The sequence below is a fragment of the Micromonospora humidisoli genome (assembly GCF_016900955.1).
Taxonomy (GTDB): Bacteria; Actinomycetota; Actinomycetes; order Mycobacteriales; family Micromonosporaceae; genus Micromonospora; species Micromonospora wenchangensis.
Map to the genome: position 1 here is coordinate 24991 of NZ_JAFEUO010000006.1, position 20320 is coordinate 45310.

The window sequence follows — 20320 nt, forward strand, 5'->3', positions numbered from 1 at the left end:
CATGCGGATCACCGGATACCGGACCCTGACCACCGTGCAGGACTGGGGGCGGCCCGTCGGCGACGCCAACGGCGTGTTCGCCGACGGGGTGACCGCCGTGCCGATCGTCCTGGTCGAGACCGACGAGGGCATCACCGGCGTCGGCCTCGGACCGCACACCGACCTCGAACGGATCTTCGCCGCGATCGACGGGGAGGACCCCCGCGCGGTGACCACCCTCTACGACCGGATGCTGCGGCAGACCTTCAAGGCGGGCCACGCCGGCTCGGTGTTCGGCACCATCGGGGCGCTGGACACCGCGTTGTGGGACATCAAGGCCCAAGCGGCGGGGCAACCACTGTGGCGGCTGCTCGGCGGACGCGACAGGCGGGTGCCCGCCTACGCCTCCGGCCTGGACATCGGCCTGGACGACGACGCGCTCGCCGCCACCTACGAGCTGTACGCCCGGCACGGGCTGCGGGCCGCCAAGCTCAAGGGCGGCCTCGACATCGAGCGGGACCGGCACCGGTTGCACGTGGTCCGGGAGGTGCTGACCGAGGCCGGCCGGGGGCAGCGGCCGGGCCTGATGCTCGACGTTAACGAGGCGTGGACCCGCAAGCAGGCCGTCCGGCACGTCGGCGAACTCGAACGCACCCTGGACCTCGTCTGGATCGAGGAGCCCGTCCGCCGGTGGGACGCCGAGGGCCTGGCCGTCGTCGGGCGCGGGATCCGGGCGTCGGTGGCCACCGGGGAGAACCTCACCGGCCTGGAGCAGTACCGGCCGCTGATCGCCGCGGCGGCGGTCGACGTCGTACAGATGGCCGCGGTGTGGGGGGTCACCCACTTCCTGCGGGTGTCCGCCCTGGCGCACGCCTACGACCTGCCGGTCAGTCCGATCGGCAACCACCCCGTCGGCCTGCTGCACGCCGCCACGTCGGTGCCCAACCACATGGTCAGCGAGTTGCAGGACCTCCACCCGCCGGTCGGGATCACCCGCGACCTGCACGTCGAGGACGGCGCGTTCGTCCTCGGCGACACGCCGGGGCTGGGCGTCACGGTCTGCGAGGAGGAGATCGGCAGCTACCCGCGCCGCTCCGACGTACCGACGCCGGACGGTCCCAACGTACGGCCGGAACGGGCCGGCCGTCGGCTGCTGGCCGGGCCCGACCCGGCCGCCATCCCGGCCGGGCGGTACGGCACACCGCTGCCCGACGCCCCGACGCACCACCACGACGGCCTGCCGTCAGCCGTCCCGCACTGACCCGACCGCGAGGGAGCACGTATGAAGGCAGTGGTCTACCGCAGCGCCAGGCACCTGGAGGTGCAGCGGCGCGCGCCGGAGCCGCCGGGGCCCGGCCAGCTGCGGATCGCGGTGGCCTACACCGGGATCTGCGGCACCGACCTGCACGTCTACCACGGGGACATGGATGCCCGGGTGGGCCCGCCGGCGGTGATCGGGCACGAGATGTCCGGCCGGGTGGCCGAGGTGGGTGAGGGCGTCACCGGCTACGCCGTGGGCCAGCCGGTCACCGTGATGCCGACCCGGTTCTGCGGCCGGTGCGCCGCCTGCCGGCGGGGCACCGCGCACGTCTGCCACGCGATGGACTTCCTCGGGGTCGACTCGCCGGGCGCGATGCAGTCCTCCTGGACGGTCCCGGCCAACCTGGTGGTGCCGCTCCCCGACGACCTCCCGCTGGACCGGGCCGCCCTGGTCGAGCCGGTCGCGGTCGCCGTGCACGACGTGCGGCGGGGCCGGGTGACCGACGCCGACCAGGTGGTGGTCGTCGGCGGCGGGCCGATCGGTGTGCTCGTCGCCACCGTCGCCCGGCACCGGGGCGCGCGGGTCCTGCTCGTCGAACCGGACCCGTTCCGTAGGTCGGTGGCCGCCGGGATCGGGATCGACGCGGTCGACCCGGCCGGCACCGACGTGGTGGCGCTGGTCGACGAACGTACCGACGGCGCGGGCGCGGACGTGGCCTTCGAGGTGTCCGGGTCCGCCGCCGGGGTCGGCACCGCCGTCGACGTGCTGACCACCCGGGGCCGGCTGGTCATGGTGGCGATCCACCCGCAGCCCCGGCCGGTGAACCTGCACCGGGTCTTCTGGCGCGAGCTGGAACTGCTCGGCGCACGGCTCTACCAGCGCGAGGACATGGTGGAGGCGGTCCGGCTGGTCGCCTCCGGTGTGGTGCCGGCCGGGCAGCTCATCTCCCGGGTGGTGCCCGTCGAGGCGGCGGCGTCGGCGTTCACCGCCCTGGAAGAGGGCGGCGGCGTGCTGAAGGTGCTGCTCGACTGGCAGGAGGCCGACCGGTGAACGCCCTGTTCGACCTGTCCGGCCGCACGGCCGTGGTGACCGGCGCGCGCCGGGGCATCGGGCTGGCCATGGCCGAGGCGCTGGCCGTCGCCGGCGCCGACATCGTCGGCGTCTCGGCGAACATGGAGGCCACCGGCAGCGAGGTGGAGCAGCGGGTACGCGCGGCGGGCCGCTCGTTCACCGCGCTGCGTGCCGACCTGGCCGACCGGGACGCGGTCCGCCGGCTCGTCGCCGACCTGCACGACCTCGGCCCGGTCGACATCCTGGTCAACAACGGCGGCACGATCGCCCGTGCCCCGGCGGCCGAGCACTCCGACGAGATCTGGGACCACGTCATCGAGGTGAACCTGACCAGCCAGTTCGTGCTGAGCCGGGAGATCGGCCGGGAGATGGTGGCCCGCGGCCACGGGAAGATCATCTTCACCGCGTCGCTGCTCAGTTTCCAGGGCGGCATCACCGTCCCCGGCTACGCCGCCGCGAAGTCCGGCCTCGCCGGGCTGACCAGGGCGCTGGCCAACGAATGGGCGGCGCACGGGGTCAACGTCAACGCCATCGCCCCCGGCTACATCGCCACCGACAACACCCGGGCGCTACGCGAGGACCCGGAACGCGACCGGGCCATCCTGGCCCGCATCCCGGCCGGCCGGTGGGGGGACGCCGACGACCTCGCCGGCGCGACGGTGTTCCTGGCCGCCCCGGCCTCGGACTACGTCAACGGCATCGTGCTGCCCGTCGACGGCGGATGGCTGGGCCGGTGAGCGCGCCCCCCGGGACCGTCGACGCCCACCACCACCTCTGGGTCCGGGCCCGGCACCCGCAGCCCTGGATCGACCCGGCCACCATGGCCGCCATCGACGCCGACTTCACCCCGGCCGACCTGGCCCGGGTCACCCGCTCCGCCGGGGTCACCGGGACCGTGCTGGTGCAGGCCAACTCCACCGAGGCCGAGACGGTGGACCTGCTGGGCGTCGCCGCCGACCACCCGCTCGTCCGGGGGGTCGTCGGCTGGCTGGACGTCACGACGCCGGACGTCGCCGACCGGCTGGCCCGGCTGCGCGCGACCCGCGGCGGCCACCTGCTGGTCGGCGTCCGCTACAGCGTGCAGGACGAGCCCGACCCGGCGTTCCTGGACCGGCCCGACGTGCGGCGGGGGATCACCGCGGTGGGTGCCGCCGGTCTCGCCTTCGACCTGCTCGTCCGGCAGCACCAACTGGGCGCGGCTGGCCGGCTGGCCCGGGACCTGCCCGGGGTGCGGTTCGTCCTGGACCATCTCGGCAAACCCGCCCTCGGCGGGACGGACCTCGACGACTGGGCCCGCGACCTGCGCACCCTGGCCGCTGCGGCCAACACCACGGCGAAGCTCTCCGGCCTGGTCACCGAGGTGCACCGGTCAGCCTGGACACCGCAGGACCTGCGTCCGGCCGTCGAGCACGCCCTCGACGCGTTCGGCCCGGACCGGCTGATGTTCGGCTCCGACTGGCCGGTCTGCCTGCTCGCCAGCGGGTACGACAGGTGGGTCGACACGTTGGCCGAGCTGCTCGACCCGCTCGGCGACGACGAGCGGGCGGCGATCTGGCGGCACACCGCCCGGCGGGCCTACCGACTGGAGGAGCCGTCGTGAGGGCCCGCCCCCTGCCGCGCCGACCGGCGGTACGCCTCACCGGGCTGGGCTTCGGCGCGGCGCAGGCCGGCAACCTCTACCGGGCCACCACCGACGAGGAGTTCGCCGCCGCCGTCGACACCGCCTGGGCGGGTGGCCTGCGCTACTTCGACACCGCGCCGCACTACGGGCTCGGGCTGTCCGAACGGCGCATCGGCGCTGCGCTGCGGACCCGGCCGCGCGACGAGTACGTGGTGTCGACGAAGGTCGGGCGGTTGCTCGTACCGTCGCCGCAGGACGCGCACCGGCGTGACCCGGAAGGCTTCGACGTGCCCGCCGACCACCGGCGGGTCTGGGACTTCAGCCGCGACGGCGTGCTGCGCTCGCTGGAGTCCAGCCTGGCCCGCACCGGCCTGGACCGGGTGGACATCGTCTACCTGCACGACCCCGACGACCACTGGGAACAGGCCGCCGCCGAGGCGGTGCCCGCCCTGGTGGAGCTGCGCGACCAGGGTGTGGTGGGGGCCATCGGGGCCGGCATGAACCAGTCCCACCTGCTCACCCGGTTCGTCGAGGAGACCGACGTCGACGTGGTGATGTGCGCCGGCCGGTACACGCTGCTGGAACAGGGGGCGCTGGCCGACCTGCTGCCCGCCGCCCAACGCCGGGGCGTCGGCGTGGTGGTCGCCGGGGTCTACAACTCCGGACTGCTGTCGCGGGACCGGCCCCCGGCCGACGCCACCTACAACTACCAGCAGGCCCCACCGGAGCTGATCGACCGGGCCCACCGGATCGCCGACGTCTGCCAGGCGTACGGCGTCACCCTGCCGCAGGCGGCGCTCGCCTTCGTCCGTTCCCATCCCGCGGTCGTCTCGACGGTCGTCGGCCTGCGTAACCGCGCGCAGGTCACGCAGACGCTGACCCGCGCGGACGCCGACGTCCCGGCGGCGCTGTGGCCGGCGCTGCGGGACGTCGGGCTGCTCACCCCGGCCGCCGCATGATTCCACCGCGACGCCGGGCACCCCACCACCCCACCACGATTGGAGTCCCACCCGTGTCCGTCCCGACACCACCCGCCCGGCGCGGGCCGGTGCTGGCCGGCCTGGCCGCCACGGCGCTCGCCGCCACGGTCGCCGTGCTCGCCCCGGCCGGTCCCGCCCTCGCCGCCACCACCACCCTCTACGCGTCCCCAGCCGGCAGCGGCACCGCCTGCTCCACCAGCCAGCCCTGCGCGCTGACCGAGGCGCAGAACGCGGTCCGGTCCCGCACCGCCGGGATGTCCGGCGACATCGTCGTCGAGCTGGCCGACGGCGTCTACCGGCTGGCCGCGCCGCTGCGGTTCACCGCCGCCGACTCCGGCACCAACGGCTACACCGTGACCTGGCGGGCCGCCGCGTCGGCCCGGCCGCAGATCAGCGGGGCGCGCGCCGTCACCGGCTGGTCGCAGGTCGACGCCGGGAAGAACATCTGGCGGGCGAACGTGCCCGCCGGGCTGGACAGCCGGCAGCTCTACGTCAACGGCGCGGTCGCCACCCGGGCCCGCACCGCCGTCAACCGGGCCGACTTCACGTTCACCACCAGCGGCATGCGGTTCAGCAACGGCGCGTTGAGCTACCTCAACAACCTGGGTAACCAGAACCGGGTCGAGGTGGAGAGCGTCGGCTCGTTCACCGACCGGTACTCACCGGTGCAGAGCATCAGCGGGAACTTCCTCACGATGCAGCAGCCGGCCTGGAACAACAACACCTTCGGCTTCGACACCCTCTCCAAGCCGCACCGCGCCGGCCCGTTCTACCTGGCCAACGCGTACGAGTTCCTGGACAGCCCGGGGGAGTGGTACCTGAACCCGGGCAGTGGGCAGCTCAACTACATCCCGCTGGCCGGGCAGAACATGAACAGCGTCAGCGTGGAGCTGCCGCAGTTGCAGTCCCTGGTCAACGTGGGCGGCACGTACGACGCCCCGGCGCACCACATCGCGTTCAGCGGGATCACCTTCACCGGCACGAGCTGGCTCGGCCCGAGCAGCAGCAACGGCTTCGCCGACCAGCAGACCGGCGCGCACATCACCGGCACCTGGGCCCGCCCGGCCGACGCGCTGACCTCCTGCCAGGAGGGCTGCCCGCTGTTCGAGGCGACCCGGCCGAACTGGAACCAGATGCCGGCCGCCGTGCAGGTCTCCGCCGCCAACACCATCACCTTCAGCGACTCCCAGTTCGTCAACCTGGGGCAGACCGCCATCGGCATCGGCAACGACGCCAACGCGCACGCCAGCGGGGTCGGCCTGGGGGCCAGCAACATCACCGTCACCCGCTCGGAGATCGCCCGCAGCTCGGCCGGCGGCGTGGTGGTCGGCGGGGTACGCGCCGACGCCCACCACCCGGGCGACCAGCGGATGGTCAACCGGAACATCACCATCAGCAACAACCGGGTGCACGACCTCGGTCTGGAGTACCGGGGCGTGGTGTCGATCCTGACCACGTACGTCAACACCTCGCTGGTGTCGCACAACGAGGTCTACAACATGCCGTACACCGGGCTGTCGGTCGGGTACGGCTGGGGCGCCAACGACGCGGGCGGCAGCAACCACTACGCCAACCGTGGGCTGTACAACTACCAGCCGCGCTACTCGACGGCCACCACTGCGGCCAACAACCAGGTCGTCGGCAACTACGTGCACGACGTGATGCAGCAGATGACCGACGGCGGCTGCATCTACACGCTGTCGGCCAACCCGGGTGGCAGCATCACCGAGAACCACTGCCTGCGGACCAACGGCTGGTTCGGGCTCTACTTCGACGAGGGCTCCCGCTACTACACCGCCCGCAGCAACGTGTTCGCCAGCACCGGCACCTGGGCCACCGCCAACTACTGGTACGCCGAGAACATGGGCAACTTCACCGTCACCAACAACTGGTCGACCAACAACAGCACCAACGTGACCAACGGTGACCGGGGCAACGTGGTCAACAACAACACGGTGGTCAGCAACAACAACTGGCCGTCGGGCGCGCAGACCGTCATCGCCAATGCGGGCGTGCAGGGCACCAGCAACCCGCCGGCGCAGGGTGTGCAGATCGTCGGCGGGCAGTCCGGCAGGTGCGCCGAGATCGGCGGTTCCAGCACGACCAACGGCACCCAGGCCCAGCTCTGGGACTGCACCGGCGCGGCCAACCAGCGGTTCACCCAGACCACCGGCCGGCAGCTCATGGTCTACGGCTCCAAGTGCCTGGACGCCTCCGGGCAGGGCACCGGCAACGGCACCCAGGTGGTGATCTGGGACTGCAACGGGCAGGCCAACCAGCAGTGGGCGGTCAACGCCAACGGCACGATCACCGGCGTGCAGTCCGGCCTGTGCCTGGACGCCAACGGCGCCGGCACGGCCAACGGCACCAAGTTGATCCTCTGGGCCTGCAACGGCGGCACCAACCAGCAGTGGAGCCTGCGCGGTTGAGCGTCGGCGGGGGTGCCGGGCCGCCCCGGCACCCCCGCCCCGGCGGGTCGGCCCGCCGGAGGGTCGCGGGGTCAGCCGGTACGGCGGCGGCAGCGGGCCAGTTCCGCGCGCAGTTCCCGGCGCAGCGACCGGTCCACGCCCGGCCGGGTGAGCGCGTCGGCGAAGTCCCGGGCGGCCTCGTCGAAGCGGCCGAGCCGGGCCAGCGCGGTGCCCCGGTTGTAGCGGGGCACCGGTGCCGTGGACAGCGCCACCGCCCGGTCCAGGTCGGTCACGGCGGCAGCGACCTCCCCCCGGTCGAACCGTACGGTGGCCCGGTTGGTCCAGGCCTCGACCAGTTCCGGATCGCCGGCCAACGCGCGGCTGAACAGCTCCTCGGCCCCGGCCGGGTCACCGCGCTCGGAGCGGATCAGCCCGAGCGTGCACAGCAGGGCCGGCTCGTCCGGGGCCAGTGCCAGCCCGGCCCGCGCACCCGCCTCGGCGGCGTCGGGCGCACCCTGCTCCAGATGCAGGTTGACCAGGGCGATCCGGGCGTCGAGGTGCCCGGGGTCGATGGCGAGCACCCGGCCCAGGTCGTCCCGGGCCCGTCCGGTGCGGCCCCGTTCCTGGTACAGCACCGCCCGGTTGTAGTACGCCTCCGGCAGGTGCGGGCCGAGCCGGATCGCGCTGCCGTGGTCCCTGATCGCGGCCCGGTGCCGTCCGGCCGCCCGGTGCAGGGCGGCCCGGTCCACGTAGTACTCGCAGTTGTCGGGATCGTGGCCGATCACCGTGTCGAGTTCGGCCAGGGCCCGTTGCGGGTCGCCCAGCGCCAGGTGGACCTGGGCCCGGTTGTGCCGTAGCCGGGCCACGTCCTGCGGGCGTTCCCCGGGGGCGAGCACCGCCGTCAGCCGGGACAGCCCGTCGTCGATCAGGCGCAGCGCGCGTTCCGGTTCGCCCTCCCGGCTGTCCAGCAGGGCCACCCCCTGCTCGTAGAAGACGGTGGACAGCACCCGCTGCCGGGGGTCGGGCAGCGTCCTGGCGAGCCGGAGCGCCTGCGCCAGCCAGTGTCGGGCCCGCGCCGGATCCTGCGCGTCGGCGGGCAGGTGCCTGGCGTACAACATGGCGGTGGCGTACGCGGCGGACATGGTGATCTTCGGATCGTCGGTGACGGTCCGGGTCTCGTGGTAGAGGTCGAGCGCCTCGGTCGCCCGGTCCAGCGCCGCCAGGGCGGTGGCCAGGCCGGTGGTGAACGCCCACCAGTGCCGCAGGTCGTCGTGCGGGGTGACCAGGGTGCGTCCGTGCCGGGCGGTGCGGGCCGCATGGTGGTAGAAGCCCGCGGCCAGGCTCTCGCCCAGCACGGTGCGTACGGCCTCCGGTCCGGGCTCGGCCGGTGCTCGGGCCGGGCCGTCGTCGCGCAGGTCCAGCCGTACCCGGTCGGTGTCGAGTCGTCCGGCCAGCGTGTCCAGGAGTTCCCTGGTGGTCTCGTCGGCCGCGCCGACGTGGCCGAACCGGAGGGTGACCGGCCGGCGCAGGGTGTCGGCCCAGGCCGCCACGAACTCGGTCGCGCCGTAGGCCAGGGCGGCGGTGCGCCGGGCGGGGTGGAACCGGATCGGTGCCTCGTCGGCGGCGGTGCGCCGGCCGGGGGCGTGTTGCGGCGCGATGGCCGCCAATTCGACCCGGTGCCGGGCGGCCAGCCGGGGGCGGTCGGCCGCGATCCGGCGGAGCAGGTCGGCGACCCCGGCGTACGGCCCGAGGTCGCGGTGGCAGTCGTAGCGTGGGGACCCGTCGCTCACGGGTGGCCCGTTCCCGCCGAGGGCGGGCGCCCGGGGGCGCCCGCCGGGCCGGCAGTTACCAGCACCACTCGATCCAGAGCCGGCGGGCGCCGGACACCAGGCGCAGGGCGCTCGTACGACGGACGGTCATCTTCTTCATGGGCACCTCCGTGGTCATCCACTCCGGACGGGGCAGAGCCTAGTGCCGATCTTCAAAAATGCGAAGGGTGCTCGTGAACGCGGGTCCGCGCCCAGCCGGCGGTGGGTCGGCGTCGCCACTAGGATCGGTACCGAGGTGAACGAGGCATGAGATTAGGACTGCACTACTGGAACTACTCGACCCCGACCGATCCGGCAGCGATCGCGCCGACCCTGATCGAGACGGCCACCGTCGCCGAGCAGGCCGGTGTCGCATCGTTCACGGTGATGGACCACTACTTCCAGATGGAGGCCATGGCCCCGGCCGAGGAGCCGATGCTGGAGGCGTACACGACGTTGGGTTTCGTCGCGGCGCGGACCTCGCGGATGACGCTCGGCGTGCTGGTCACCGGCGTGATGTACCGCTACCCGGGGCTGCTCGCCAAGATCGTGACCACCCTGGACGTGCTCTCCGGCGGCCGGGCCCGGCTCGGCATCGGCGCGTCCTGGTACGAGCGTGAACAGCGCGGCCTCGGGGTGCCGGTGGTGCCGGTGGCCGAGCGGTTCGAACGGCTTGAGGAGACGCTGCTGATCTGCCGGCAGATGTGGAGCGACGACAACGGGCCGTTCGAGGGCCGGCACTACCGGTTGGCCGAGACGCTCAACGCGCCGCAGCCGCTGCAACGGCCCCACCCGCCGGTCATGATCGGCGGCGGCGGCGAGAAGAAGACCCTGCTGCTGGTGGCCCGCTACGCCGATGCCTGCAACCTGTTCGGCAGCAGCCCGGCCGAGGTGGCACACAAGCTGGACGTGCTGCGTGGGCACTGCGCCGCCGAGGGCCGCGACTACGACACCATCGACAAGACGGTCGTCGTGATGCGACCGCCGCTGGACGACCCGGACGCGTTCCTCGCCGAGGTGGCCGAGTACGCCGCGCTCGGGGTGACCGAGGTCCAGGTCACCCCGGACCGGCACCCGGTGGAGTTCACCCAGCGGGTCGCCGCCGAGGTGCTGCCGCAACTGGCCGCCATCGGCTGACCGGCCGACCCGCACGTCGCCGTCCGCCCCGCCACCGACCGGTGGCGGGGCGGACGGGCGACGGTCACTGGGCGAGCCGGGCCACCTCGTCGGCGGTGAGCCGCAGGCCGGCGGGGGCGGCGCTGCGGGCCGCCGGGGCCGCCGGCGGGTCGGCCGGCCGGCGCAGGTGCCAGTCGGTGACCGCCTGGTAGGCGGCGACCACCGACAACAACCGGTCCTCGCCGTACGGCAGGCCGCCGAGGATGGTGCCGACCGGCAGGCCCGCGCCGGTGAACCCGATCGGGAAGCCGATCTCCGGCAGGCCGAGGATGTCGAACGGCACCGGCCCGGTCTGCACCACCACGTCGCAGTGCGCGAAGAGCTGGTCCAGCACCCGTTCCATCAGCAGCAGCTTGGCCCGTTGGCCGGTGATGAACTCGCCACCGCCCAGCAGCGCCCCCTGCAACCAGCCGGTCACCGACACCCCGAAGCCCCGCAGGTCGGTACGCAGATAGGGCAGGAACGGCTCGGTGCGCTCCGGCAGCCGTACGTTGTTGAACGCGCTGCCGGTGAGCAGTTCCCACTCGTCGGGCAGTGGCACGTCGACCACTGTCGCGCCGGGGATCGCGGCGAGTTTCGCCAGGTACGCCTGCCGGGCCACGGCGGTCTCCGAGGTGCCGGCGGTGAAGCCGGGCAGCACCCCGATCCGGGTCTTCCACCGCAGCTTGAGCGTGCCGCCCTGGTAGGTCGGGGTGGCCGCGTCGATCAGCTTCGGCACCGCGGGCAGGCCCTGGCTGCGCGGGTCGGCCGGGTCCTCGCCGGCCATCGCGGTGAGCATGATGGCCGCGTCCTTGGCGTCGCGGGCCAGTGGACCGGGGTGGTCGCGGGTGTAGCTGAGCGGGATGATCCCGTGCAGCGACACCCGTCCCATGGTCGGCTTGAGCCCGGTGAGGTTCTGCGCGTTGGACGGCGCGGTGATCGAGCCGCCGGTCTGGGTGCCGGTGCCGCAGGTGGCGAGCCGTCCCGCCACGGCGGTGGCGGTTCCGGTGGACGACCCGCCGGGGTCGGTGGCGGGGTTGGTGGGGGTCCAGGCGTTGACCGTGGTGACCACGCCGGCGGGGGTGGTGGCCCGGGTGGTGGCCAGCGGGCCCATCTGCGTCTTGCCCAGCACGATCGCCCCGCCGCCGGTGACCAGCCGGGTCACCGCCGTGGCGTCGTACGGGGGCCGGAAGTCGGCGAACAGGTAGGAACTGGCGGTGGTCGGCACCCCAGCGGTGAAGTAGTTGTCCTTGATGGCCAACGGGATGCCGTGCAGCGCGCCCCGGCTCGGCTTGCGGGCCATCGCGCGGGCCGCCTTGACCGCCTGCTCGGCGAGCACCAGGTTGAACGCCTGGTAGGTCGCCTCGTAGCGGGAGATCCGGGCCAGGTACGCCTCGACCAGCTTCTCCGGGGTGAGCTTGCCGGCCCGGATCAGCCAGGCCGCCTCGGCGATGGTCAGTTCGGTCGGGTCGGTCACCGCCTCCGGGCGCGGCTTGACGTAGGCGTTGGGTACGGCCAGCGCCGGGTTGTAGCGGCCGGGCGGCGCGACCGCCACGCGGGTGACGCCGGCCGCCGAGGCGACGGCGGGCAGCGCGACGACGCCACCGACCGCCGAGGCGGTGGCCAGCGCGGCGGTCCGGGCGAGGAAGGCGCGACGGTCGACGCCGCGGTCGGCAGGTGCTGTGCTCATCACTTCCGCCATTCCGTGCTGATCGAGGGGTAGAGCATCGGCGCGGGCTGCTGGGACAGCGCCCGGGCCACGGCCGGGTCGGTGCCGGCCGGGGCGGGCGGCTGGTAGGCGGCGAGGGTGCCGACGGTGCCGCGGACGAAGGAGCGCAGCGAGGCCAACACGGAGTCCCGGCCGGGGGAGCCGGTCTGCGGGTCGGCGGCGGTGCCGGGGGGAAGCTGGTCGAGGTCGATGCCGAGCGACGCGAGCCGGGCGCGGATGAGGACGTCCAGTTCCGCGTCGGTCGGTGGGGTGGGGGCCATGACGCTCCTTGTGGGGTGGGCGACGATGACCCACTGTCGAGCCGGATCGTGTCGCGGGCGTGACAAGTTGATCTCGCCGTCGTGAAGCCACGCAGGTCAATGCCCCTGTACGGGCCGCGACAGTGGACGGCCGGGCCGGCACAGCGGGGCCACGACACCGGTCGACGTTGGCTAGGGTGCTCGGGTCGCGCGACCGCGTCCCGGAGGAGAACATGCTCGCCCCACTGCGGTACGCCGCCTTCCGCCGTCTGGCCGTCGGCCGGTTGGTCAACATGGTGGGCAACGCGGTCGCCCCGGTCGCGCTGGCCTTCGCCGTGCTCGACCTGACCGGTTCGGTCCGCGACCTGGGGCTGGTCGTCGGTGCCCGCTCGCTGATGAACGTGCTGTTCGTGCTCTTCGGCGGCGTGCTCGCCGACCGGGTGCCCCGCCGGCTGGTGCTGGTCGGCTCCAACCTGCTCGGTGCGGTGACCCAGGCGGCGGTGGCCGCCCTGGTGCTCACCGGCACGGCGACGATCCCGCTGCTGCTGGCGCTCGGCGCGGCCAACGGGGTGGTGAGCGCCCTGGCCCAGCCCGCCTCGGCCGCCGCGACCCCGCAGACCGTCCCGGCGGAGCTGATCCAGCCGGCCAACGCGATCATCCGGCTCGGGATGAACGCCGGCATGATCGGCGGTACGGCGCTCGGCGGCCTGCTGGTCGCCATGGTCGGCCCCGGCTGGGGGCTCGCCGTCGACGCGGTCACCTTCGCCGTCGCGGCCGTCGCCTTCGCCGGGGTCCGGGTGCCCGCCGCGCGCGGTGCCGCCGCCCGTACCGGCGTCGTCGCCGACCTGCGGGAGGGGTGGACCGAGTTCGTCGCCCGGACCTGGGTGTGGGTGGTGGTGCTCGGGTTCATGGTGCTCAACGCGGCACTCGCCGGGGGGATGAGCGTGCTCGGCCCGGCCGTCGCCGACGTGACGATCGGCCGTAGCGCCTGGGGCCTGGTGCTGGCGGCGCAGACCGTCGGGATGGTCGTCGGCGGTGTCGTCGCACTGCGGCTTCGGGTACGCCGGCTGCTGCTGCTCGGGGTGGTGTGCATGGTCGCCGAGTCGTTGCTGCTGCTGGCGCTGGCACTGACCCCGACGCTGGTGGCGCTGCTGGCCGCCGCGCTGGTGGTCGGGATCGCCGTGGAACAGTTCGCGGTGGCCTGGGACACGTCGATCGCCCGGCACGTCCCGGCCGACCGGTTGGCCCGGGTCTACTCGTACGACATGTTGGGCTCGTTCGTGGCCATCCCGCTGGGACAGGTGGCGGTCGGGCCGGCCGCCGCGCTGGTCGGCACCCGCGACACCCTGCTGATCCTCGCGGCGCTGGTGGTGCTCTCCGTGCTCGGGATGGTGTCCAGCCGGGCGGTCCGCCGGCTGGAGGCGTCGACGCCCGGGGCCTGACCGTGCGGCGGCGCGGCCGGCGATGACGTCAGGCCCGCACGGGAGCTGGCCGGTGGACCGGCGCGTGGTCGGACGTTTCCCGCAGCCGGTGCCCGGCTGGACCGCTCCCCGGTGGCGTGCCACCTGCCCCGGCCGGGCGGGTGTCGGCGGCGGCGGGGCCAGTGCCGGTCGGCGGTACGCCGGACCGGGCACCACCGCGTGGTGGACCGGATCGTGCCGGCTCGACAGTTACGCAGCGCATTCCCGTTCGACTATGCGGAAAGGGCGGAACGTCAGATCAATTGCCCGCCGGAGTCGCCACGGCCACAATCGAACCGGCTGGCAACCGTCGGGTGGTGGGCCGTGCGCGCCGGTCGCCGCCCGCGTCGTGGGGCCGTGCGAGGACCACCGGGCGCGCGGGATCGGTGCGGACCCGGATGCGGCCGGCGTGCTTGACCCCTCTGAAAGGGGAAACTAAACTCCGGCCGTTAACGTTCACAATTATCGAAGTCGATATGTTCTGTCGAAACGCCGACGGTGACGTCCAGGTCATCCCCGTGCCGGCGTAGCAGATCGGTGCCGACCGGCTTCGATGGAACCGGCAGGGCGCGTACCACCACCACCAGGAGGACGAAAGAAATGACGCAGGATCAGAATGGGCCGGCGGCCGGCGAGCGGAAAACACTGAGCCGTCGCGTAGTCCTGACCACGCTGGGCGCGCTGCCCGTCGCGGCGGCCACGGCGGCCCTGGGGGCCACGGAGGCCTCGGCCGCCCCGGCCAGCATCAACCTGTCGGCGTCCCGGCAGACGATCAAGGGCTACGGCGCGATGACCCACGCCGGCTGGATCGGCGACCTGACCGCCGCCCAGCGGGAGACGGCGTTCGGCACCGGCGAGGGCCGGCTCGGCTTCTCCGTGCTGCGCATCCCGGTCGGCGAGAGCCAGGCGGACTGGAGTCGTGACCTGGCCACGGCCAAGCGCGCGGCCGAACTCGGGGTGACCGTCTTCGCCTCGCCGTGGAACCCCCCGGCCAGCATGATCGAGACGTTCACCCGGGGCAGCCAGACCAACGCCAAGCGCCTGCGGGCCAGCTCCTACGCCGCGTACGCGCAGTACCTGAACGACTTCACCGTGTACATGCGCAACAACGGCGTCAACCTCTACGCCATCTCCGTGCAGAACGAGCCCGACTACGCCCACGACTGGACGTGGTGGACCTCCGCCGAGATCGTCAAGTTCCTCAAGGAGAACTCCGGGGTGATCAGCACCCGGGTGATGGCGCCGGAGTCCTTCCAGTACGTCAAGTCGATGTCGGACCCGATCCTCAACGACGCCACCGCGCTGGCCAACGTCGACATCATCGGGGCCCACCTCTACGGCACCTCGTACTCGAACTTCCCGTACCCGCTGTTCAAGCAGAAGGGCGCGGGCAAGGAACTGTGGATGACCGAGGTGTACTACCCGAACAGCAACGCGAACTCGGGTGACGCCTGGCCGGAGGCGCTCGACGTCGGCGAGCACATCCACCGGTCCATGGTCGACGCCGAGTTCCAGACGTACGTCTGGTGGTATCTGCGGCGCAGCTACGGCCCCATGCGCGAGGACGGCCAGATCAGCAAGCGGGGCGCGATCATGGCCCAGTACGCCCGGTTCGTGCGGCCCGGATACGTCCGGGTCGACGCCACGGCCAACCCGGCGTCGAACGTCTACGTCTCGGCCTACCGCAGCGGCAACACCGTGGTCATCGTCGCGGTCAACAAGAACACCTCGGCGGTGAGCCAGCAGTTCACCCTCTCCGGCACCACCGCGTCGGGCAGCGTGCAGAACTGGCTGACCGACGGCAGCCGCAACGTGGCCCCGCAGAGCGCGCTGACCATGTCCAACGGCTCGCTGACCGTCAACCTGCCGGCGCGCAGCGTGATGACGTTCGTGACCAGCATCAACGGCACCACGCCGACCCCCACCCCGACCGTGACGCCGACGGCCACCCCGACCCCGACCCCGACCCCGACGCCCACCCCGACCCCCACGGCGGGCGGCAGCGGACCCCGGGTCGGCTACACGATGAACAGCTGGGACTCCGGCTTCACCGCCAGCATCAGCATCACCAACACCGGCACCTCGACGATCGACGGCTGGACGTTGGTGTTCACCTTGCCGTCGGGCCAGTCCATCACGTCGGCCTGGAGCGCCACCATCTCGCCCACCAGCGGACAGGTGAGCGCCCGCAACGTCAGCTACAACGGCACGATCGCCCCCGGTGCCACCGTCGAGATCGGCTTCCAGGCCAACCACACCGGCAACACCGCCAAACCGACCGCGTTCACCCTCAACGGCATCCCCTGCACGGTCGTCTGACCGGTCGACCGGAGCAACCCCCGTACGGCCGCCGCGGTGCTCGCGGCGGCCGTACCCGTTGCGGGTGCTTGCTCCTCACGCGGCGTGAGGGCCGATAGTCGGTGCCGTGGACGAACATCTGACCGTGGGACGGGTGGCGGAACTGGCCGGGGTCACCGTCCGGACGCTGCACCACTACGACGAGATCGGCCTGCTCACGCCGTCCGGGCGTACGGCGGCGGGACACCGCGCGTACTCGCCTGCCGACGTCCGGCGGCTGCGTGAGGTGCTCGGCTACCGGCGGCTCGGGTTCGGGCTCCGGCAGATCGCCGACCTGGTGGACGACCCGGCGACCGACCCCGTGGCGCACCTGTGCCGGCTGCGCGGTCTGCTGACCGACCAGCGCGACCGGGCCGCCGCCCTGGTCGCGGCGATCGACCGGGAGTTGCAGGCGCGGGCGCTGGGGATCGCCACCACGCCGGAGGAGCAGCTACGGGTCTTCGGCGGCCGGTTGTACGACACCATCGGCAGCGCCTACCCGGCGACCCGGCGCACCGACCCCCGGATCGCAGCCCGCATCCGGGCGGCGTTGGGTGACGCCCGGACCGTGCTCAACGTCGGGGCCGGCACCGGCTCCTACGAACCCGGCGACCGCGTGGTGACGGCGGTGGAACCCTCGGCGGTGATGCGGGCGCTGCGTCCGGCCGACGCCGCGCCGTGCGTGGCCGCCACCGCGGGGGACCTGCCGTTCGCCGACGGCTCCTTCGATGCGGCGATGGCGGTCAGCACCGTCCACCACTGGCCGGACCCGGTCGCCGGGCTGCGGGAGATGCGCCGGGTGGCCCGGCGGGTGGTGGTGTTCACCTACGACGCCGACGGCACCGGCTGGCGGGAGCGGTTCTGGCTGACCCGCGACTACCTGCCGGAGTTCGCCGGCCTGCTGGTCGACTGGCCCCCGCTGGGTGAGCTGACCGCCGCGATCGGTGGTCGCGCCGAGCCGGTGGACGTCCCGTGGGACTGCGCCGACGGCCTGTTCGAGGCGTACTGGCGGCGGCCGGAGGCGTACCTGGACGAGCGGGTGCGGCGCGCGGTGTCGGTGTGGACCCGGGTCGGGCCGCAGGCGGAACGGCGGGCCGTCGGGATGCTGCGGGAGGATCTGGCCTCGGGCCGGTGGGCGCGACGCAACGGGGACCTGCTGCGCCACGACACCGCGGAGCTGGGCCTGCGCCTGCTCGTGGCCTGAGCGGCCCGGCTGCTCGCCGTCGACCTGCGGCCCCGCCACGGTCAGTCCTGGCGGGTCGGTCGGATGGTCAGGTCGCCGATCTCGACGTCGTCGGGCTGGTCGATGGCGAAGGCGATCGCGCGGGCGACCGCGCCGGGGTCGAGGCCGATCTCGGCCATGGTCTGCTGCACCTGCTCGCGGACCGTGGGGTCGTCGATGGCCTGGTCGACGAGCTCGGTGCGGACGTAACCGGGGGAGATCGAGGTCGTCCGCAGCGCTCCACCGGTGCTCTCCTGCCGCAGACCCTCCAGCAGGGTGCGCACCGCGTTCTTCGTCCCGGCGTACACCGCCTGGGTGGGAGTGATCTTCAGGCCGGAGGTCGACACGACCGTGACGAGGTGACCGCTGCCCTGGTGGGTGAAGACGGGCAGGGCGGCGGCGATCCCGTGCAGGATGCCCTTGACGTTCACGTCGACCATCGCCGACCAGCCCTCGACGTCCAGCTCGGCCAGGGTGCTGAGCCGGCTGATCCCGGCGTTGCCCACCAGGACGTCCAGTCGACCGAACCGCTCGACGGCGAGGTCGACCAGGGTCCGCAGGTCGTCCGGGGCGGTGACGTCCACCCGGGCGGCGACGGCCCTGCCGCCTGCGGTTTCGATCTCGGCGACCAGGTGGTCGAGCCGGTCGGTGCGGCGGGCGCCCAGGACGACCGACGCGCCGAGCGCGGCGAGGTGGCGGGCGGTCGCCGCGCCGATGCCGCTGCTGGCACCGGTGATGGCGACGACCTTTCCGGGGATGGTCATGACGCTCCTCAGGGTAGGGTGGACACATGTCCGGTTACCCCGACGAGCTTAGCGGACACGTGTCCGCTTCTGTCAAGGGCGCGGCGGCGTCCCGTGCCGACGCGCGACGCAACCGCGACCGCATCCTGCGCGCGGCCCGCGACCTGGTGCACGAACCGGGCGAGCTGAAACTCAACGCGGTGGCGAAGGCCTGCGGCATCGGGCAGGGCACCCTGTACCGGCACTTCCCCACCCGGGAGGACCTGCTCGTCGAGGTGTACCGGCACGAGGTCGACGACCTGGTCGCCGCGGCCCCGCGCCTGCTGGCCAGCCACCCGCCGGTGGCGGCGTTGGCGGCCTGGTTCGACCGGGTGGCCGGCTACGCCCGGGTCAAACGGGACGTGTTCGCCGCCGTCGAGGCGGCGACCTGGCGTGACCTCGCCGCGCACAGTCTCGGCCCGATCGGCGAAGCGGTGGAACTGCTGCTCGCCGCCGGCCGCTCGGCCGGCAGCATCCGCGCCGACGCCGAGGCCCGGGACGTCATCGTCTTGATCAGTTGGCTGTCCCGACTGGACGACACCGAGCTGGACAGCCGGGGGCCGCGCCTGCTGGCCATCCTCGTCGACGGCCTCCGCGCCCCCGGTGGGATTGTCACCGGCAGCGGCTAGCCTGCCGGCATGGCGAGCGCTGAACTGGACGAGTTGATCGTCGCCGACGCGGGCGCGCTGCGTGCCTGGCTGTCGGCCCACCACGACACCTCACCCGGGGTGTGGCTCGCCCTGACCCGCAAGGGCGGCACGGTCACCACCCTGACCTGGCAGCAGGCGGTCGACGAGGGGCTGTGCTTCGGCTGGATCGACGGGCAGGCCCGCAAGCGGGACGAGGCGAGCTCCTGGATCAGGTTCACCCCCCGCCGGGCCCGCAGCATCTGGTCGCAACGCAACGTCGCCAATGTGGCCCGGCTGGAGCAGCAGGGCCGGATGCAGCCCCCGGGCCGGGCCGCGGTGGAGGCCGCCAAAGCGGACGGGCGGTGGGCTGCGGCCTACGCCCCGCCGTCGGAGGTCGAGGTGCCCGCCGACCTGCTCACCGCGGTCGCCGCCGATCCCGCCGCGCAGGCCATGTTCGACGTGCTCACCCGGACCAACCTGTTCGCGCTCGTGCACCGGCTCAACGCGGTGAAGCGGGCGCAGACCCGGGAGCGGAAGATCGTCGAGTTCGTCGCCATGCTGGCCCGTCACGAGACGCCCCACCCGCAGCGGGCCCGGCCACCACGGTCCCCGTGACCCGGGTGCCGCCCGACGCGCCTACCGCGACGGCGCGGGCCAGGCGTCGGCGCGCAGGGCGTAGGTGTAGCCGTCCACCCAGCCCCGTTCGGCGTGCCACGAGTCACCGACGCCGTGCTGTTCGCGGCGCATGCCGACCTTCTCCAGCACCCGGACCGAGGCGAGGTTGTCGGCGAAGCACCCGGCGGTGATCCGGCGGACGCCCAACCGGGTGAACGCGTGCGCCACCATCGCGGTGACCGCCTCGGTGGCGTAGCCCCGGCCACCGTGGGCCGGGTCGAAGATGTAGCCGAGGTGGGCCTCGGTGCGGGTCGGCATGCCCGGCTGCCCCATCCCGTCCAGCACGTCGAGCGAGACCGTGCCGATCACCAGACCGTCCAGGACGACCGCCCGGCTGTGGTCGTCGGGGTCGTCGGCCGCGCGCCGCCAGGCCGCCCGGAACGCCGCCGGCGCCACCTCGGTCCGCAGCAGCCAGTACGTCACCTCGGGCAGGTTGCGGTATTCGAGGATGCGGTCGACGTCGCCGTCCTGCACTGGGCGCAGACTCAGGCGGGACGTTCGCAGCGTGGTGCCGTCCATGCGGCCGGACTTTAACCCATCAGGTGCGCCGCGGTTCCTCGCCGTCGGCAGCCCGGGTGCCCGTCGGCTGGGCGACCCCTGAGCTGCGCGCCCGGCCGGGTCGGTGGCGGCCGGGCGTGTTTGGATGGTCCGGTGGAGCTGACTGTGACAGACGCGCCGGACCGGGAGCGGTTCGAGGCGCGCGACGAGACCGGGGCGCTGGCCGGGCTGGTCACCTACCAGTTGACCGGTGCCATCATCGCCTACACGCACACCGAGGTCGACCCGGCGTTCGAGGGGCGGGGCGTCGGCTCGACGCTGGCCCGCGCGGTCATGGACGACGCCCGCGCCCGGGGCCGTACGGTGGTGCCGATCTGCCCGTTCCTCGCCGACTGGCTGAGCCGGCACCCGGAGTACGCGGACATCGTGGCCCGCTCCACCCGCCGGATCAGGTAGCCCGGCGGCC

Annotated in this window: 18 protein-coding genes; 13 read left to right on the forward strand and 5 right to left on the reverse strand. The window is 73.3% G+C overall.

What is annotated here, in order from left to right; genetic code table 11:
• Position 1: 1 nt before the first annotated feature.
• The 6 genes from JQN84_RS21685 to JQN84_RS21710 are packed head-to-tail and all read left to right on the forward strand — an operon-like array spanning position 2 to position 7341.
• Entirely contained in the window at positions 2–1240 is a 1239-nt protein-coding gene (locus tag JQN84_RS21685) for a mandelate racemase/muconate lactonizing enzyme family protein (protein ID WP_204960369.1), read from the forward strand.
• A 21-nt stretch (positions 1241–1261) separates the two neighbouring features.
• Positions 1262–2290 carry a zinc-dependent alcohol dehydrogenase gene (locus JQN84_RS21690; protein ID WP_204960370.1) on the forward strand — a complete coding sequence of 343 codons (1029 nt, stop codon included), beginning with the start codon at positions 1262–1264 and terminating at the stop codon, positions 2288–2290.
• The gene (locus JQN84_RS21695; RefSeq protein ID WP_204960371.1) at positions 2287–3048 is read left to right on the forward strand and encodes an SDR family NAD(P)-dependent oxidoreductase; all 762 of its coding nucleotides are present in this window, start codon (positions 2287–2289) and stop codon (positions 3046–3048) included. Before JQN84_RS21690 ends, JQN84_RS21695 begins: the two co-directional genes overlap by 4 nt.
• Positions 3045–3911 carry an amidohydrolase family protein gene (locus tag JQN84_RS21700; protein ID WP_307821387.1) on the forward strand — a complete coding sequence of 289 codons (867 nt, stop codon included), beginning with the start codon at positions 3045–3047 and terminating at the stop codon, positions 3909–3911. Before JQN84_RS21695 ends, JQN84_RS21700 begins: the two co-directional genes overlap by 4 nt.
• Complete coding sequence (locus JQN84_RS21705) at positions 3908–4891, forward strand: aldo/keto reductase (protein ID WP_204960373.1); 984 nt, start codon at positions 3908–3910, stop codon at positions 4889–4891. Before JQN84_RS21700 ends, JQN84_RS21705 begins: the two co-directional genes overlap by 4 nt.
• Before the next feature lie 53 nt (positions 4892–4944).
• Complete coding sequence (locus JQN84_RS21710; protein WP_204960374.1) at positions 4945–7341, forward strand: RICIN domain-containing protein; 2397 nt, start codon at positions 4945–4947, stop codon at positions 7339–7341.
• A 71-nt stretch (positions 7342–7412) separates the two neighbouring features.
• Here JQN84_RS21710 and JQN84_RS32345 read toward each other — a convergent pair whose 3' ends face one another.
• Positions 7413–9110, reverse strand: a complete 1698-nt coding sequence (locus tag JQN84_RS32345) for a tetratricopeptide repeat protein (RefSeq protein WP_204960375.1) — start codon at positions 9108–9110, stop codon at positions 7413–7415.
• 285 nt (positions 9111–9395) lie between these two features.
• Between JQN84_RS32345 and JQN84_RS21720 the strand changes: the two genes are divergently transcribed.
• Positions 9396–10265, forward strand: coding sequence for an LLM class F420-dependent oxidoreductase (locus JQN84_RS21720; protein WP_204960376.1), 870 nt, complete (start codon positions 9396–9398; stop codon positions 10263–10265).
• A 64-nt stretch (positions 10266–10329) separates the two neighbouring features.
• On the opposite strand, the gene JQN84_RS21725 is transcribed toward JQN84_RS21720, so the two are convergent.
• Positions 10330–11973: an amidase gene (locus JQN84_RS21725; protein WP_239485943.1), complete on the reverse strand. Its 1644-nt coding sequence runs from the start codon at positions 11971–11973 to the stop codon at positions 10330–10332.
• Positions 11973–12272, reverse strand: a complete 300-nt coding sequence (locus tag JQN84_RS21730; protein ID WP_204960378.1) for a hypothetical protein — start codon at positions 12270–12272, stop codon at positions 11973–11975. Before JQN84_RS21730 ends, JQN84_RS21725 begins: the two co-directional genes overlap by 1 nt.
• Positions 12273–12484: 212 nt before the next feature.
• Between JQN84_RS21730 and JQN84_RS21735 the strand changes: the two genes are divergently transcribed.
• From JQN84_RS21735 to JQN84_RS21745, 3 genes are all read left to right on the forward strand, one after another.
• On the forward strand, positions 12485–13693 hold the full coding sequence (locus JQN84_RS21735) for an MFS transporter (protein WP_204960379.1): 1209 nt from the start codon (positions 12485–12487) through the stop codon (positions 13691–13693).
• 618 nt (positions 13694–14311) lie between these two features.
• Positions 14312–16030, forward strand: coding sequence for a glucuronoarabinoxylan endo-1,4-beta-xylanase XynC (xynC, locus tag JQN84_RS21740; RefSeq protein WP_204960380.1), 1719 nt, complete (start codon positions 14312–14314; stop codon positions 16028–16030).
• 106 nt (positions 16031–16136) lie between these two features.
• Entirely contained in the window at positions 16137–17252 is a 1116-nt protein-coding gene (locus JQN84_RS21745) for a MerR family transcriptional regulator (RefSeq protein ID WP_204960381.1), read from the forward strand.
• Positions 17253–17293: 41 nt separating this feature from the next.
• Here the strand turns inward: JQN84_RS21745 and JQN84_RS21750 are convergent, their stop codons facing one another.
• Positions 17294–18034 (reverse strand): SDR family oxidoreductase, encoded by a 741-nt coding sequence (locus JQN84_RS21750; RefSeq protein WP_204960382.1) that lies wholly within the window; start codon positions 18032–18034, stop codon positions 17294–17296.
• Between the two features lie 59 nt (positions 18035–18093).
• Between JQN84_RS21750 and JQN84_RS21755 the strand changes: the two genes are divergently transcribed.
• Together JQN84_RS21755 and JQN84_RS21760 are read left to right on the forward strand one after the other, a co-directional pair.
• Positions 18094–18681, forward strand: a complete 588-nt coding sequence (locus tag JQN84_RS21755; protein ID WP_307821388.1) for a TetR/AcrR family transcriptional regulator — start codon at positions 18094–18096, stop codon at positions 18679–18681.
• A 9-nt stretch (positions 18682–18690) separates the two neighbouring features.
• Entirely contained in the window at positions 18691–19296 is a 606-nt protein-coding gene (locus JQN84_RS21760; RefSeq protein WP_204960384.1) for a YdeI/OmpD-associated family protein, read from the forward strand.
• Positions 19297–19317: 21 nt separating this feature from the next.
• On the opposite strand, the gene JQN84_RS21765 is transcribed toward JQN84_RS21760, so the two are convergent.
• Positions 19318–19875 carry a GNAT family N-acetyltransferase gene (locus JQN84_RS21765; RefSeq protein WP_204960385.1) on the reverse strand — a complete coding sequence of 186 codons (558 nt, stop codon included), beginning with the start codon at positions 19873–19875 and terminating at the stop codon, positions 19318–19320.
• A 144-nt stretch (positions 19876–20019) separates the two neighbouring features.
• Here JQN84_RS21765 and JQN84_RS21770 point away from each other — a divergent pair, with 144 nt between their 5' ends.
• Positions 20020–20310, forward strand: a complete 291-nt coding sequence (locus JQN84_RS21770) for a GNAT family N-acetyltransferase (RefSeq protein WP_281896728.1) — start codon at positions 20020–20022, stop codon at positions 20308–20310.
• Positions 20311–20320 lie beyond the last annotated feature (10 nt).